Source organism: Micromonospora sp. NPDC047620, assembly GCF_043205005.1.
Lineage (GTDB): Bacteria > Actinomycetota > Actinomycetes > Mycobacteriales > Micromonosporaceae > Micromonospora.
This window is the reverse complement of sequence record NZ_JBIDDG010000037.1, coordinates 22,701-36,715: the sequence shown is the minus strand read 5'-3', so window position 1 is coordinate 36,715 and position 14,015 is coordinate 22,701. Positions and strand designations below refer to the sequence as shown.

Sequence of the window (14,015 nt, the reverse complement as noted above, 5' to 3'; positions counted from 1 at the left end):
GAATTGCGGCCGGGCCGCGGAACGGGGGGACGGCGTGACCGGGGATCAGGGACGGGGCATCAGGTGACAGAGGCGACGGTGCCGGCGCGGCCGGTGCGCATCCTGCTCGCCGACGACCAGCCGTTGCTGCGTACCGGCTTTCGGATGGTGCTCGGCACGGAGGACGACCTGGACATCGTGGCCGAGGCCGGGGACGGCGTCGAGGCGGTGGACCTGTCGCGCCGGCTGCTGCCCGACGTGGTGCTGATGGACATCCGGATGCCGCGGATGGACGGGGTCGCGGCGACCCGGGCGATCGTCGACGCCCGGCTGCCGGTGCGGGTGCTGATCCTGACCACCTTCGACCTGGACGAGTACGTGGTGGGGGCGCTGCGGGCCGGGGCGAGCGGCTTTCTGGCCAAGGACGTGCCGGCCGACGACCTGGTCACCGCGATCCGCACCGTGGCGGCCGGGGACGCGGTGGTGGCGCCCCGGATCCTCAAGCGGCTGCTGGACCGGTTCGCCGACGTGCTGCCGGACCCGGCGGCGGCCCCGCCCAAGGGCCTCGGCGCGCTGACCGAGCGGGAACGGGAGGTGCTGGTGCAGGTGGCCCGGGGGCTGTCCAACGCCGAGATCGCCCGGGCGCTGTCGGTCAGCGAGACCACCATCAAGACCCACGTGGGGCACGTGCTCACCAAGCTGGGGCTGCGCGACCGGGTGCAGGCCGTGGTGTTGGCGTACGAGTCGGGTCTGGTCCGCCCCCGGGCGTAGCGGCGCCCGCCCTGGCTGTTTTCGCAGGCGTACCCGAAGATTCCCCGTGGCCGGGAAGCGCCGTTGCCGTCGTCACCTACCGTGACCGGAGATGGCGCGGCGCGGTTGACCCTGACGTGGCGTCACTGTGCAGGATCGGTCCCCGACGGGCGGGAAATGCGATCGACCGGGCGCCGGGTCAGGGGCAACCCTGAGCCAGGGTCGGGGGCACCCGCACCGCGAAATAGGCACCGGCTCCGCCCGGAGTCGGACGGATCGGCGCCGACGAGCACCGATGATGGAGACTGCCGCGCCGGACCAGCGGGGGCGGCGCGGATCAAAAACAGACGGAAGAGGTAGATGACGTGACCGCGACGGTAGGCCAGCAGGCGCAGGCCGCGGCCCGGGCGAACGACGTGTGGAAGGTGTACGGCAGCGGCGAGGCGCAGGTCATCGCGCTGCGGGGGGTCAGCGCGGAATTCGAGCGGGGCCGGTTCACGGCGATCATGGGCCCTTCAGGCTCGGGGAAGTCGACGCTGATGCACTGCCTCGCCGGCCTCGACTCGGTCACCCGCGGCACCGTGTCGATCGGCGACACCACCGTCACGGGCCTGGGCGACGCGGGCCTGACCAAGCTGCGCCGGGACAAGGTCGGCTTCATCTTCCAGCAGTTCAACCTGCTGCCGACCCTGACCGCGAAGGAGAACATCCTGCTGCCGCTGTCGATCGCCGGGCGCAAGCCGGACCCGGCCTGGTACGACACGGTCATCGCCACGGTGGGGCTGCAGGACCGGCTGGGCCACCGCCCGGCGCAGCTCTCCGGCGGGCAGCAGCAGCGGGTGGCCTGCGCCCGCGCGCTGGTCTCCCGCCCCGAGGTGATCTTCGCCGACGAGCCGACGGGCAACCTCGACTCCCGCTCCGGCGCGGAGGTGCTCAACTTCCTGCGCAACTCGGTGCGCGAGCACGGGCAGACGATCGTGATGGTCACCCACGACCCGACCGCCGCCGCGTACGCCGACCGGGTGGTCTTCCTCGCCGACGGGCAGATCGTCTCCGAGCTGATCGAGCCGACCGCCGACACCGTGCTCGACACCATGAAGAAGCTGGACACCCCCACCGAGGTGGCCCGCTGATGTTCCGGGCGACCCTGAAGAGCCTGTTGGCCCGCAAGGTCCGGCTGATCCTCTCCGGCCTGGCCGTGGTGCTGGGCGTCATGTTCGTCTCCGGCGCGTTCGTGCTCACCGACACCCTCGGCCGCTCGTTCGACGCGATCTTCGCCGACGCGTACGAAGGAGTCGACGTCAACGTCGCCGCCAAGCCGAAGATCGACGTGGCGGAGACCGAGGGCATGCAGGTGCCCCCGCCGCTGCCGGCGACCACCCTCGACAAGGTCCGGGCGGTGCCCGGCGTGGCCAAGGCGACCGGCGTGGTCGGCGTCGACGGGGCGCGGCTGATCGGCAGCAACGGCAAGGTCGTCGCCTCGTTCGGCCCGCCGCAGTTGGGCGAGAACTGGACCGGCGAGAACGACCTCGTGCAACTGCGCGAGGGACGGGCGCCGCAGGCCGACGACGAGATCGTGGTCAACAAGGCGCTGGCCACGGCCGGCAAGGTGAAGGTCGGCGACCGGGTCGGGGTGCTGACCCTCCAGCCGAAGCAGGAGTTCACCATCGTCGGCGTCTTCGGCTACAGCGGTGGCCGGGACTCCATCGGCGGCGCCAACGAGATCATGTTCACCACGCCCGTCGCGCAACGGCTGATGCTCGGCGCGCCGGACACCTTCAGCAGCATCACGGTCACCGCCGCCGGCGGGGTGTCCGACGAGGCGCTGCGCGACGCCGTGGCCGCCGCGGTCGGCACCGACTACGAGGTCAAGACCGGCGAGCAACTCTCCGAGGAGGCGGCGGCCAGCATGAAGGAGGCGCTGTCCTTCTTCAACCGGATCCTGCTCGGCTTCGCCGCGGTGGCGCTGCTGGTCGGCACCTTCCTGATCCTCAACACGTTCTCGATCATCGTGGCGCAGCGCACCCGCGAGCTGGCGCTGATGCGCGCCATCGGGGCCAGCGGCAGGCAGATCATCGGGTCGGTGGTGCTGGAGGCCGTCGCGGTGGGGCTGATCGCCTCGGTGCTCGGCCTCGGCGCGGGCATCGGTATCGGCGCGCTGCTGGCGTACCTGTTCAGCACCTTCGCCGGCGGGCTGACCCTGGCCGGGGTCGGTGTGCCGCTGTCCGCGGTGATCGGCGCGTTCGCCGTCGGCCTGGTGATCACCGTGGTCGCCGCGCTGCTGCCGGCCCTGCGGGCGTCCCGGATCCCACCGATCGCGGCGATGCAGGACGTGGCCAACCCGGACCGCCCGCTGACCAAGGTCACGGTGGCCGGCGGGATCGTCACCGCCGTCGGCGCCGGGCTGCTGGCCCTGGGCCTCACCGGCAATGCCGGGGGCAACACCCTGGCCACCATCCTCGGCGGGGTGCTGTTCGCCTTCATCGGCGTGGCGCTGCTGACCCCGCTGATCAGCCGCCCGGTGGTGAGCCTGCTCGGCGCGATCTTCGCCTGGTCGGTGCCCGGCAAGCTGGGCCGGCTCAACTCCGGCCGCAACCCGCGCCGCACCGCCATCACCGCCGCGGCGCTGATGGTGGGCATCGCCCTGGTCACCGGCGTGACCGTGATCCTCGACTCGGCAAAGAGCAGCATCAGCGCGCTCACCCAGGACACGCTCAAGGCGGAGCTGGTGATCTCCGGGGCACAGAGCGGGCCCCGGCCGCCGAGCTTCGACTCGGGGGTGCTGGAGAAGGCCGCGGCGATCCCCGGGGTGCGCCTCGCCGGCGGCGAGTACGGCGACATGGCGGTGGTCGGCGGCAAACGCACCTGGGTGGGGGCGAGCAGCAACGTCGCCGCGCTGCGGCAGATCTTCGGCGCCGAGGCCACCGCCGGGAACATCGACCGGCTCGCGCCGGACGAGATGCTGGTCAGCTCGGACACCGCTAAGTCGCGCGGGCTCTCCGTCGGCTCCCGGGTACCGGTGCAGCTGGCCCGGGGCGAGGCGCGGACCTACACGGTGACCGGCATCTACGCCAGCTCCGAGCTGACCAACCAGGTGGTGCTGCCGCCGGAGGCGGCGCGCGACTTCGCCATCCCGCAGCCGATCCAGGGCTTCATCCAACTGGCCCCGGGCGTCCAGGTCGCCGACGTGCAGCCGCAGATCGAGGCGTTGCTGGCCGACTCCCCCGAGGTGTCGGTGGCCGACCGGGAGGCGTTCATCGACCAGCAGGCCGGCCAGCTCGACGGGCTGCTCACGATGATCCAGATCCTGCTGGCGCTGGCCATCGTGATCGCCGTACTCGGCATCATCAACACCCTGGCGCTGTCGGTGCTGGAACGCACCCGGGAGCTGGGTCTGCTGCGGGCCATCGGCCTGCGCCGGGCGCAGACCATGCGGATGGTCACCGTGGAGGCGGTGGTGATCTCGGTCTTCGGCGCGCTGCTCGGCGTCGCCGTCGGCGCCGGTCTCGGCGCGGCCGTGGTCGAGGCGCTGCGGGACGAGGGGATCACCGACCTGGTGCTGCCCTGGTCCCAGATGGGGGTCTTCCTCGGCCTGGCCGCGATCATCGGGGTCATCGCCGCGGTGCTGCCGGCGGTCCGGGCCGCCCGGATCAACGTCCTGGGCGCCATCGCCCACGACTGACCCACCAGGCACGACGAGGGGTCCCGCCGACCGGCGGGGCCCCTCTCGCGTCAGACGCCGGCCGGTGGCGCGCCGAGCAGGGCCGCCAGCAACTCCAGGTCCGCGCCGGTCAGGCTCTCCACCTGGTGTACGCCGTCCAGCGGCCCGATCGGCACCTCCGCCGGCACGGCCAGCACCGCCGCGCCGGCGGCGAGCGCGCTGGCCACCCCGGTCGGCGAGTCCTCGATCGCCACGCAGCGGGCGATCGGCACGCCGAGCAGCCGGGCGGCGGTCAGGTACGGCTCCGGGTGCGGCTTGGCCGCGTCGACCTCGTCGCCGCAGACCACCGCGTCGAAGCTGTCCCGCCCGAGGGTGTCCAGCGCGACCTCCACCAGGGGCCGCACGCTGGAGGTCACCAGTGCCGTCGGGATGCCCGCCGCGCGGACCGCCCGCAGCAGCGTCAGGGCGCCGGGGCGCCAGCGCAGCCCGGTGCGGAACAGCTCCAGGATCCGGGCGTCGATCCATGCCGCGCTGACGTCGGGATCGCGGTGCGGCTGGCCCAGGTCGTCGTGCAGGATGCGCATCGACACGGCCATGCTGGTGCCGACCATCGCCTTGCGGGCCGCCTCGGAAAGGGTGGCGCCGTACTCGGCCGCCAACTCGCGCAGCGCGACGTCCCACAGTTTCTCGCTGTCGACCAGGGTGCCGTCCATGTCGAAGAGCACGGCGGCGGGGTGGTGGCTGCTCAGGACATCCTCCCTCGGGTGGCGTACCCCGGGGATCCTCTCAGCCGGGACGCCGCCAGCGCGCCCAGGTGCCGCCGGCGTGACCTGGCCGACGGGTTGCGGGCGGCGGCGAGACTGGACGGTGCCCAACCGCCGTCACGGCGGGCCCGTCGCCTGGAGGTCGCCATGCGCGCCCGTTCCCTTCTCTCCTGGTGCACCGTGGCGCTGTTCGCCGCCGGCGTCGCGCTCTGGCCGGCAGCGGCTGGCCGGCGCCGGGCGCGCGTCGGTACGCGCTGATCGCCAAGGTGACCAACGGGTCCATGCTGGTGCTGAAGACGGGGCTGTTTTACGGCCCGGGTCGGTGGTTCCCGGTCGGCACGGACAGCGGCTGCATGCTCTACTACCACGCCGGGGTGCCCCCGCAGCTCATCTTCTCCTACTACGACCCGAACCTCGGCGACAACGGCGGCGGCGCGTCGGTGCGGGTGAGCCAGTGGTGGGGCGAGCTGTGAGCCCCGCTCAGCCGAGGCCGCAGGCGGCCAGGGACTGCTCGTAGCCCCGGAAGAACGACTGGGTGCGCTGCTCGGCGGTGCCGTGCGAGCCCTCGGCGAACCACGGCTGACCGGGGTCGTCGCCGACGGCGAGCAGCCCCTCGCGGAACTCCTCCAGGTCGCCCTCGTCGAGCTGCAGCGCCCCCGAGCGCACCGAGTCGCCGAGGTACGCCCCGGCCATGCAGTCGGCCTGGAGTTCCTGCTCGATGGTGAAGCGGTACTGGACGCCGAGCCGGGTCTGGATGCCGTGGGCGTACTCGTGGCCGAGCAGGTAGAACACGAACGCGTCGCCGACCTGGCGGAACGCCCCGACCGACCAGTTCACGTCGTAGGCGATGAAGTCGCCGGCCGAGCAGTAGACCGCGTTGTTGCGTGGCAGGCCCTGGCCGCCGCAGGACACCTCGCCGTCACGCTGGTACGGGATGACCTGCCGGATCGGGCGGAACCGCTCCCCGGAGGCGCGGAACCGGTCGGCCCAGTACCGCTCGGCGATGCGCCGCGCGTCCGTAACGTCCTGCTGGAACTCCTCGACGCTGGTGGTGCCGTCGGCGCGGGTCTGCACGGCGCCGGGCGGGGCCGTCCCGCCGGGCTCCTGCCCCGCGGGCTCGGACGTCCCCCCGACCACGCACCCGACCGCCACGACGAGAGCCAGCGCGAGGCCGGCGAGCGCGCTTCGCGGCCGGCGTCCCACGCGCGTCGTCACAGTGTCCTCCCCCGCGTCGGCGATGCCGCCTGTAGTACCCCGGCAGTCCGCGGGTCATGCCCGGCCGCGGACAACGGCGCCGGTCGGGGCGGCGGCGGTGCGCGTCTGGCCGCTGTTGGCCGCTTCGCACGCCGCCGCCCGGCGCGGTCAGCCGATCGGGCGGGTGCGGTCAGGGGCGGGCGGCGAGGAACACGAACGCGGCGAGCAGCACCAGGTGCACGCCACCCTGGAGCACGGTGGTCCGGCCCGGCACCACGGTCAGCACGCCGGTGACAACGGATCAGCCATACGTGGGCTGCTGCGGCCAGCCGGGCGGGGAGTCCTCCCAGTCCTCCTGCCGGCCGTACGGGGTGAGGTCGAGGATGCTGTGGACGAAGACGAGCCGGTCGACGCCGCGCGCCGTCGTGTTGTACGTCCGGTAGACGTCCGCGCCGTCACGCAGGAAGACGCTGAGCATGAAGCCGCGCCCCGCCCCGCAGTCCGCCGCGAACGACGTGCCGTGCGACGACACGAACGGCAGGGTCCAGCCGCGACGCGCCTTGTACGCCTCGATCTGCGCCAGCGGCATGTCCGACACGGTCGCCCAGCTGATCCCCCGCTCCGCCAGCCGCGCCAGCCCCGTCACCGGAACGCTGTCGGTGAACCAGGTGCACCCGGGGCAGTGGTGGTCGGGGCCGTTGTCCATGAACTGGTAGACCACGAGCTGGCCCCGCCCCTCGAACAGGTCGAGCAGGGTGGCCGGGCCGGTGGGCGTGTCGAAGCGGTAACCGTTGTCGAACTTGACCATCGGGAGGCGACGACGCCGGGCGGCGAGCGCGTCCTGCGCGCGAGTCAGCTCCTTCTCTGCTTTCAGCAGGTCGTCACGGGCCTGCTGCCACTCGTCGGCCGACACTGTCCGGGGCTTCTCCATGAGGCGATTGTGCCCATCGGTCCCGACGACGCGCCGGTGCGACGCGCCGCCGGCGGCCCAGCGGCTGTCTCGCCGAGACCGGCGCGTCGTACCCGCATCGGACAGCGGCCACCGCGTATCAGAATCAAAGTCACAGAATCAGCCGGCGGCGGTTTTGAGACAACGGTAGACGGTGGCGCGGGACACCCCGAGCAGGTCGGCGATCCTGTCGACGGGCTCTCCCGACCGGTACCTCTGTCGCGCCTGCTCCACCTGGTCCGGGCCCAACGCGGCGGGCCGCCCACCGGCCCTGCCCCGGGGTCGGCGGAGCGCGTCCGGCCGCCCGGCGGCGGCCTCCCGAGTGGACGCTGAGGCGACGCCGGACTGCGGCGGGGCGACGGCCGGCGGGGCGAGCAGGGCTCGAACACCGTCCAGCACGTGCCGGCGTACCTGATCCGGCGGTTCGTCGGCGAAGAGGACGACCGCGTCACCCAGCCCGGCCACCGCCTGCGCGGCGCGCACCCGCTGCCCGAGTGACCGGTCAGGCCCGGCGACGAGGTCGTTGGCGAGCGCCATCACCGCGCGGAACCGCTCCGCGACCGGCGCCTGGGCCAGCAGTGTCATGTCCCGCACCAGCATGAGCAGGGTCCGTCGGTGTCGAAGGAAGACGTCCAGCATCCCCTCGACAACCCGCCACCGGACGGCCGCCGGGTCGTGGTACCTCTCCGCCCCGGTCAGCGCGTCGTCGAGTTCGTCGAGGAGCGGCTCGGTGAGCCGCGCCAGGATGTCCTCCTTACCGGGAAAGTGGTAGTAGAGGGCGGCCTTGGTGGTGCCCACCTCTTCGGCGATCCGCCGCATCGACGTGGCGCGGTAGCCGTTGACCGAGAAGAGCGTGCTGGCCGCGTCGAGGATCTGCTCGCGGGTCCCCCGCACCGCAGCTCCTGTCCGGCTACGGGCGCCCGCCTCGGTGCCGGCCGATTCGCCGGCCGTCCGACGACCGGGCGCGGACCGTCCCCGTCGCCCCGGGGATGCGGCGTCATTTCCCTCGCGCATTCTTTACCTCCGGTAAGCAACGATGCTAGCGTCCTGACCGCCGGTAAGTAGATCGGAAGGGGCTGCCGGATGCGACAACGCGTGACCTTCACGTCGGGTGGCGACACCACCTGTGCGGGATACCTGTACCGGCCGGCCGGCACCACGTCGCCGGCACCGGCCGTCGTGCTCGCGCACGGCTTCAGCGGGACGATGGACCGTCTCTTCCCGCACGCCGAGCGGTTCGCCGATGCGGGATTCGCCACGCTGGTCTTCGACTACCGCAGCTTCGGCGAGAGCGGCGGCGAGCCGCGCCAGGTCGTCGATGTGGCGGGCCAGCAGGACGATCTGCGCGCCGCGGTCGCCTGGCTACGGGCGCAGGAGGGCATCGCCGCCGACCGGGTGGCGCTGTGGGGCAACTCGCTCGGCGGTGCTCACGTGATCGCGGTGGCGGCCGACGACCCGGCGATCGCCGCGGTGGTGGCGCAGATCCCGTTCAACGGCTTCCCGAAGGCCGCGCCCGGCCAGTCGAGGCACGCCGTCCGACTTCTCGGGGCGATCCTGTGGGACGCCCTGCGCGGCAAGCTGGGGCTGTCCCCCGCCTACTCCCGATGATCGGAAGTCCGGGTCAGCTCGCGGTGGTCGCCACGCCCGACGCCCAACGTCACCTGGAGCTACTGGCCGGGGCCGGGGAGCGCACGCTGTGGCGTAACCAGGTGGCACCGCGTGGGCTCCTCGGGATGATGCGGTTCCACCCCGCCGAGTACGCCGCCCGGCTGGCCGCGCCCCTGCTGGTCTGCATCGCGACCGAGGACCGGGAGACGCCGGAGCACACGACCCGGCAGCTCGCCGAACGGGCACCACGGGGCACGCTGCGACGCTACCCGGCCACCCACTTCGACTTCTACACCGACCCGACGATGCGGGAACGGGTGCTCGCCGGTCAGATCGCCTTCCTCCAGGAACACCTCCAGCGCCGGGTGCACTGACCTCTGACGCGGTGGGAGCGTCCTGGGTCGCTGGAGCCAACTGTCGTCCGGGGTGTGCAGCCGGGCGGGTCGTCGTGCCGTGGGCCGGCTCCGGGTGCCGGGCGCCCGGAGCCGGCCCGGTGGGATCAGGCGGCGGCGCGCAGTCGCTCGATGTCGTCGAGCACCTTGCCGGCGGCGATGGGTCCGGCCCCGCTGCTCCACACGCTGCCGTCGACGGCCGCGACCCGGTTGTTGCGGGCGGCTTCGAGGCGGGCGAACGCGGGCTGCGCCCTGGCCGCCGCGAGGGCCTTCTCGCCGTCGGCGTTGAGGGTGGCGACGTAGATGAAGTCGGCGTCGAGCTGGCCGAGGTTCTCCAGGCTGAGCGGGTCGGTGTGCGGCTTGTCGGTGAAGTCCGCGACCGCCGGCAGGGTGTCGCCGGTCAGCTCGACGAGCCGCCCGGCCATCAGGGACGAGGACATGATGAGCGGGCCGGTGGGCATCCACCGGACGACGGCGGCGGTGCCGGCATCGGTCCGCTTGGCCGCGAGGTCCTTGGCGCGCTGCTCGATGTCGGCGATGAGCTTGTCGCCCTCGGCCTGCTTGCCGAGCGCGGCGGCGATGGTACGGGTCTCGCTCTCCCAGTTGCCGAACGCCTGCGGTTTCGGGACGACGGTCGGCGCGATCGCCTTGAGCGCGTCGTACTGCTCCTGCGTCGTGCTGGACGCGGCCAGCACGAGGTCGGGCTTGGCCGCGACGACGGCCTCCAGGTTGATCTCCCGCACGGTGCCGACCAGCGTAATGCCGGGAACCCGGTCGGCCAGGTAGGCGGCCACGCCCGTGCCACCCCGGCTCGACAGCGTGCCGACCGGCACGACGCCGAGCGCGAGCGCGCTGTCCAGGGGCGTGTCGCCCAGCGCCACGACCCGCTTCGGCGCGGCCGGCACCTGGACGGAGCCGAACGTGGTCTCCACGGTGGCCCCGCCCTGCGATCCGCCCGCCGAGGCGGGCGCCGGGTCGGACGACCCGCCGCAGGCGGTCAGCAGGATCAGCGGCAGTGCGGCGAGCCCGGCGGCGAGACGCCGGCGGGACAGTCGGGTGCGGGAGACGTTCATGGATGCTCCGAAGGTGCTCGAAAGAAACCTCTGTGGGAGAGGTATGGTATGCCTTACCTAACCACATCCGCCCGGCGGGGCGCGAACAGCTCGGAGGGCACGCGTGGTCGTCCAGGAACGCCGGCGGGCCGTGCCCCGCCCCCCGGCACGGCAGGCGGAAACGGCAGGCCCGTCCCGGCCCCGGGTGGCGGGGATTGTCGTGCCGCTCGCCGTGCTGGCGCTGGCCGTCGTCGCGTCGCTGCTGTTCGGCAGCGGTCAGGTGGGCCCCGGGCGGGCGCTGCGGGCGCTCGTGGGCGCGGGTGACGCCGAGGCGGCCTTCGCGGTGTGGCAGCTGCGCTGGGACCGGACGGTCGTCGCCGTGGTCGTCGGAGCGGCGCTGGGCATCGCGGGCGCCGTGCTCCAGGCCGCCGCCCGCAACCCGCTCGCCGAGCCCGGCCTGTTGGGCGTCAGCGCCGGCGCGTCCACCGCCGTCGTGCTGGTCATCGCGTTCGGCGGCAGCGTCGCGACGCTCGGCCCGTACGTCGCCGTGCTCGGCGCCCTGCTCGGGTGCCTGGCCGCGCTCGGCGCCGCACGGCTGCGCGGGGTCGGCAACGACCCGGTGCGGCTGGTGCTCGCCGGGGCGGCGTTGAGCGGTCTGCTGGGTTCCTTCACCTCCGTGCTGCTGCTCGTCGACCAGCGCAGCGCCGACGAGGTCCGGTTCTGGACCGTCGGCGCGGTCGCCGGCCGGGACCTCGGCGTGCTGGCGTCGGTCGTCCCGGCGTTGCTGCTCGGTGGCCTGCTGGTCGTCCTGGTGGCCCGCCCGCTCGCCGCCCTCGCCCTCGGCGAGCAGGTGGCCGCCGGTCTGGGTCACCGCCCGGGGCGCGTCCGGCTCGGCGCGGTGGTCGCCGTGGCACTGCTGGTCGGCGCGGCCACCGCCGTCGCCGGCCCGATCGCGTTCGTCGGTCTGGTGGTGCCCTTCGCCGCCCGGGCGCTGGTGGGGCCGGACCTGCGTCGCGTGCTGGGGCCGTCGCTGCTGCTGGGGCCGGCCGTCGTGCTGGCCGCCGACGTGCTGTCCCGACTGCTCGTGCGGCCCTACGAGATGCCGCTCGGCGTGGTCACCGCGCTGCTCGGCGCCCCGGTCCTCGTCGCCGTGGTACGCGCCCGACGGGTGCCCGCGCTGTGAGCGCCTCCCCCGCCGTGCCGGTCACCGTCCCCGCCGGCCCGCGTGGCCCGCGCGGCACCCGCCTGCTGCGGCTCGGTCGGATGTCCGTGCTGCTGCCGGTACGCGCCGCGGTCGGCTGCGCCGTCCTCGTCGTGCTGCTCGTGCTCGCCGTCAGCGCCGCCCTGGCGGTCGGCACGGTGTCCATGGGTCCACTGCGGTCGCTGCCCGCCATCGTGGGCGTCGGCGACGCCGCCGACGTCCTCGTCGTACAGCGGCTCCGGCTGCCGCGCCTGGTCGCCGGCCTGCTCGTCGGCGCCGCGCTCGGCGCCTCCGGGTGCCTCATGCAGACCCTGGCGCGCAACCGGCTCGCCACCCCCGGCACGGTCGGCATCGACGACGGCGCCACCGCGTTCGCCGTCGCCTCCGTCGTCGGCGTCGCCACCACGTACGCCCCCTCGGGCATGGCGCTCGTCGGCGCGGCCACCGCGGCCGCGCTGGCCCTGGGGCTCGCCGGCGGCGCCGGGACCTCCGGCTACCGGTTCGTCGTGGTGGGACTGGGCGTGGGGGCGGTGCTCGGCGCGGTGACCAACCTGATGCTCGTCCGCGCGTCGATCGACGCCGCCAACGCCGCGTTCCCCTGGTCGGTCGGCACGCTGAACGCCCGGCCCGTCCTGCCGGTCACCCTGCTCGCCGTCGGCCTCCTGCTGTGCCTGCCGGCCGGGATGCTGGTGGGGCGGCAGCTCGCGGCGCTGCGGTTCCCCGACGCGGTGGCCGCCGGGCTCGGTGTGCGGGTCCGCGTCGTCCGGCTCGCCGCGTTGGCGGTCTGCGTGACGTTGGCGGGGCTGGCGGTCGCTGTCGGCGGCCCCCTCGGCCTCGTCGCGCTCGTCGCCCCCGAGGCCGCACGCCGCATCTGCGGCCCGCGCGGCGTCCCCGTCCTCGGCAGCGCCCTCGCCGGCGCCGCGCTGGTGCTGCTCGCCGACACCCTCGGGCGCACGGTCGCCGCCCCGGTCGAGGTGCCGGTCGGGCTCGTCACCGCCGTCGTCGGCGGCCCCTACCTCATCTGGCTCCTGCTCAGCTCACGCCCCCGGAGAGTCCCGTGACCACACCCGCCGCCGTCCTGCACGCCGACGACCTGACCCTGGCGTACGAGCGCACCGTCGTCGTCGACGCCGTACGGCTGACCCTGCCGCCCGGCCGCCTCACCGCCGTCGTCGGGCCGAACGGCTGCGGCAAGAGCACGCTGCTCGGCGGGCTCAGCCGGCAGCACCGGCCGAGGGGCGGCGCCGTTCTGCTCGACGGGCGCGTGCTGGCGAAGCTGCCGGCCCGCGAGGCGGCCCGCGCGATCGGCCTGCTGCCGCAGTCGGCCGAGGCCCCGGACGGGCTCACCGTTACCGATCTCGTGCGCTTCGGGCGGCAGCCGCACCAGGGGTTGCTGCGGCAGTGGTCCGCGCAGGACCAGGAGGCCGTGCACCGGGCACTCGCCGCCGCCAACGTCGCCGAGCTGGCCGACCGGCCCCTGGAGACCCTGTCGGGTGGGCAGCGGCAGCGGGCCTGGATCGCGATGGCGGTCGCGCAGGACACGCCCGTACTGCTGCTCGACGAACCCACCGCGGCCCTCGACCTGGGCCACCAACTCGAGGTCTTCGAGCTGCTCCGCGAGCTGGCCGCCGCCGGCCGCACGGTCGTGGTCGTGGTCCACGACCTGACCTCCGCCTGCCGCTACGCCGACCACCTCGTGGCCATGCACGCCGGCCGGGTGGTCGCCGAGGGTGCGCCGGACGCGGTCGTCACCACCGAGCTGGTGCGCCGGCTCTACGGGGTCGAGTCCGCCGTGCTGCGCGACCCGGCCACCGACTGCCCGGTCGTGGTGCCCCTGCGGCTGGCGTCCTGACCGGCCGTTTCCTCCAGGACGGCCAGCAGCCGGCGGACCGCCGGCACAGCCTGCCCGATCGCCCGGCGGTCGGCGTCGTCGAGGCGCAGCAGCGCGGCCGACAGCACCTCCTCCCGGGCGGCGCCCCACGACGCCAGGCGCTCGACGGCCGCCGGCGTGAGCCGCAGCCGCGCGGCGCGGCGGTCCGCCTCGTCGCGCTCGCGGACCAGCAGGCCCGCGCCGACCAGCTCGCCGACGATGGTCGACACCGTGTTCGGCACCAGTTGGAGACGCTCGGCCACCGACCGGATGCCGACGCCCGGGTTCGCCTCGACGGTCCGCAGGACCTCGACCTGCGCCTCGGCCAGCCTCGGCACGTCCACCTGCCGACGCACCGCCCGGCGGGCCGCTCGGGCGACCGCGCCGAACACGGGTAACTGACGGGCCAACGACACAGCGTCGTCGCCGTGCGGGCCGGTCACGGACGGGTCGCCGGTTCTGGCGCGCGCCCGGCGAGGGACGCGGGATGACGATGCACGGAACGACCCTACCGACGGCGCGCTGACGATGCCCGCCGCGGCGCGGACGGCATCGCCGGCGTCGGCCCTGAAGGACGGTGGCGACGACGGATCGT

General features: G+C 74.1%; 15 protein-coding genes and 1 pseudogene. 9 read left to right on the top strand and 7 right to left on the bottom strand.

The features are described from left to right. Positions 1 to 63: 63 nt before the first annotated feature. From ACGF5C_RS30230 to ACGF5C_RS30220, 3 genes are all read left to right on the top strand, one after another. Complete coding sequence (locus tag ACGF5C_RS30230; protein ID WP_357697009.1) at positions 64 to 750, top strand: response regulator transcription factor; 687 nt, start codon at positions 64 to 66, stop codon at positions 748 to 750. Between the two features lie 344 nt (positions 751 to 1,094). Continuing rightward, positions 1,095 to 1,862, top strand: coding sequence for an ABC transporter ATP-binding protein (locus ACGF5C_RS30225; RefSeq protein ID WP_350704290.1), 768 nt, complete (start codon positions 1,095 to 1,097; stop codon positions 1,860 to 1,862). After that, positions 1,862 to 4,411, top strand: coding sequence for an ABC transporter permease (locus ACGF5C_RS30220; RefSeq protein ID WP_393307111.1), 2,550 nt, complete (start codon positions 1,862 to 1,864; stop codon positions 4,409 to 4,411). Before ACGF5C_RS30225 ends, ACGF5C_RS30220 begins: the two co-directional genes overlap by 1 nt. A gap of 50 nt (positions 4,412 to 4,461) precedes the next feature. Here ACGF5C_RS30220 and ACGF5C_RS30215 read toward each other — a convergent pair whose 3' ends face one another. Continuing rightward, entirely contained in the window at positions 4,462 to 5,115 is a 654-nt protein-coding gene (locus ACGF5C_RS30215; protein ID WP_393307109.1) for an HAD family hydrolase, read from the bottom strand. Positions 5,116 to 5,327: 212 nt separating this feature from the next. On the opposite strand from ACGF5C_RS30215, the gene ACGF5C_RS30210 reads away from it, so the two are divergent. Further along, a complete protein-coding gene (locus ACGF5C_RS30210; RefSeq protein ID WP_393307108.1) occupies positions 5,328 to 5,627 on the top strand; it encodes a hypothetical protein in 300 nt (99 codons plus the stop codon). Between the two features lie 7 nt (positions 5,628 to 5,634). Here the strand turns inward: ACGF5C_RS30210 and ACGF5C_RS30205 are convergent, their stop codons facing one another. The 4 genes and pseudogenes from ACGF5C_RS30205 to ACGF5C_RS30190 form a co-directional block, all read right to left on the bottom strand. Continuing rightward, complete coding sequence (locus ACGF5C_RS30205) at positions 5,635 to 6,369, bottom strand: neutral zinc metallopeptidase (protein WP_393307106.1); 735 nt, start codon at positions 6,367 to 6,369, stop codon at positions 5,635 to 5,637. A gap of 169 nt (positions 6,370 to 6,538) precedes the next feature. After that, a pseudogene (locus ACGF5C_RS30200) lies at positions 6,539 to 6,649 on the bottom strand (ionic transporter y4hA); the annotation flags it as partial. Next, positions 6,650 to 7,279 (bottom strand): DUF899 domain-containing protein, encoded by a 630-nt coding sequence (locus ACGF5C_RS30195; RefSeq protein WP_393307104.1) that lies wholly within the window; start codon positions 7,277 to 7,279, stop codon positions 6,650 to 6,652. Positions 7,280 to 7,417: 138 nt separating this feature from the next. Beyond that, entirely contained in the window at positions 7,418 to 8,191 is a 774-nt protein-coding gene (locus tag ACGF5C_RS30190; RefSeq protein ID WP_393307103.1) for a TetR family transcriptional regulator, read from the bottom strand. A 189-nt stretch (positions 8,192 to 8,380) separates the two neighbouring features. Between ACGF5C_RS30190 and ACGF5C_RS30185 the strand changes: the two genes are divergently transcribed. Beyond that, a complete protein-coding gene (locus tag ACGF5C_RS30185; RefSeq protein WP_393307101.1) occupies positions 8,381 to 8,905 on the top strand; it encodes an alpha/beta hydrolase in 525 nt (174 codons plus the stop codon). Further along, entirely contained in the window at positions 8,902 to 9,279 is a 378-nt protein-coding gene (locus ACGF5C_RS30180) for a hypothetical protein (protein WP_393307100.1), read from the top strand. Before ACGF5C_RS30185 ends, ACGF5C_RS30180 begins: the two co-directional genes overlap by 4 nt. A 125-nt stretch (positions 9,280 to 9,404) precedes the next feature. Here ACGF5C_RS30180 and ACGF5C_RS30175 read toward each other — a convergent pair whose 3' ends face one another. Further along, a complete protein-coding gene (locus ACGF5C_RS30175; RefSeq protein WP_393307098.1) occupies positions 9,405 to 10,370 on the bottom strand; it encodes an ABC transporter substrate-binding protein in 966 nt (321 codons plus the stop codon). Between the two features lie 184 nt (positions 10,371 to 10,554). On the opposite strand from ACGF5C_RS30175, the gene ACGF5C_RS30170 reads away from it, so the two are divergent. Genes ACGF5C_RS30170 through ACGF5C_RS30160 form a run of 3 tightly spaced genes read left to right on the top strand, consistent with a single transcriptional unit; the run spans position 10,555 to position 13,402 of the window. After that, positions 10,555 to 11,532 (top strand): FecCD family ABC transporter permease, encoded by a 978-nt coding sequence (locus ACGF5C_RS30170; protein ID WP_393307096.1) that lies wholly within the window; start codon positions 10,555 to 10,557, stop codon positions 11,530 to 11,532. Beyond that, a complete protein-coding gene (locus ACGF5C_RS30165) occupies positions 11,529 to 12,611 on the top strand; it encodes a FecCD family ABC transporter permease (protein ID WP_393307094.1) in 1,083 nt (360 codons plus the stop codon). Before ACGF5C_RS30170 ends, ACGF5C_RS30165 begins: the two co-directional genes overlap by 4 nt. Further along, a complete protein-coding gene (locus tag ACGF5C_RS30160; RefSeq protein WP_393307092.1) occupies positions 12,608 to 13,402 on the top strand; it encodes an ABC transporter ATP-binding protein in 795 nt (264 codons plus the stop codon). The genes ACGF5C_RS30165 and ACGF5C_RS30160 overlap by 4 nt, the downstream gene beginning before the upstream one ends. Here the strand turns inward: ACGF5C_RS30160 and ACGF5C_RS30155 are convergent. Further along, entirely contained in the window at positions 13,324 to 13,830 is a 507-nt protein-coding gene (locus ACGF5C_RS30155; RefSeq protein ID WP_393307090.1) for a MarR family winged helix-turn-helix transcriptional regulator, read from the bottom strand. The two genes, ACGF5C_RS30160 and ACGF5C_RS30155, sit on opposite strands and share 79 nt — an antisense overlap. Between the last annotated feature and the right edge of the window lie 185 nt (positions 13,831 to 14,015).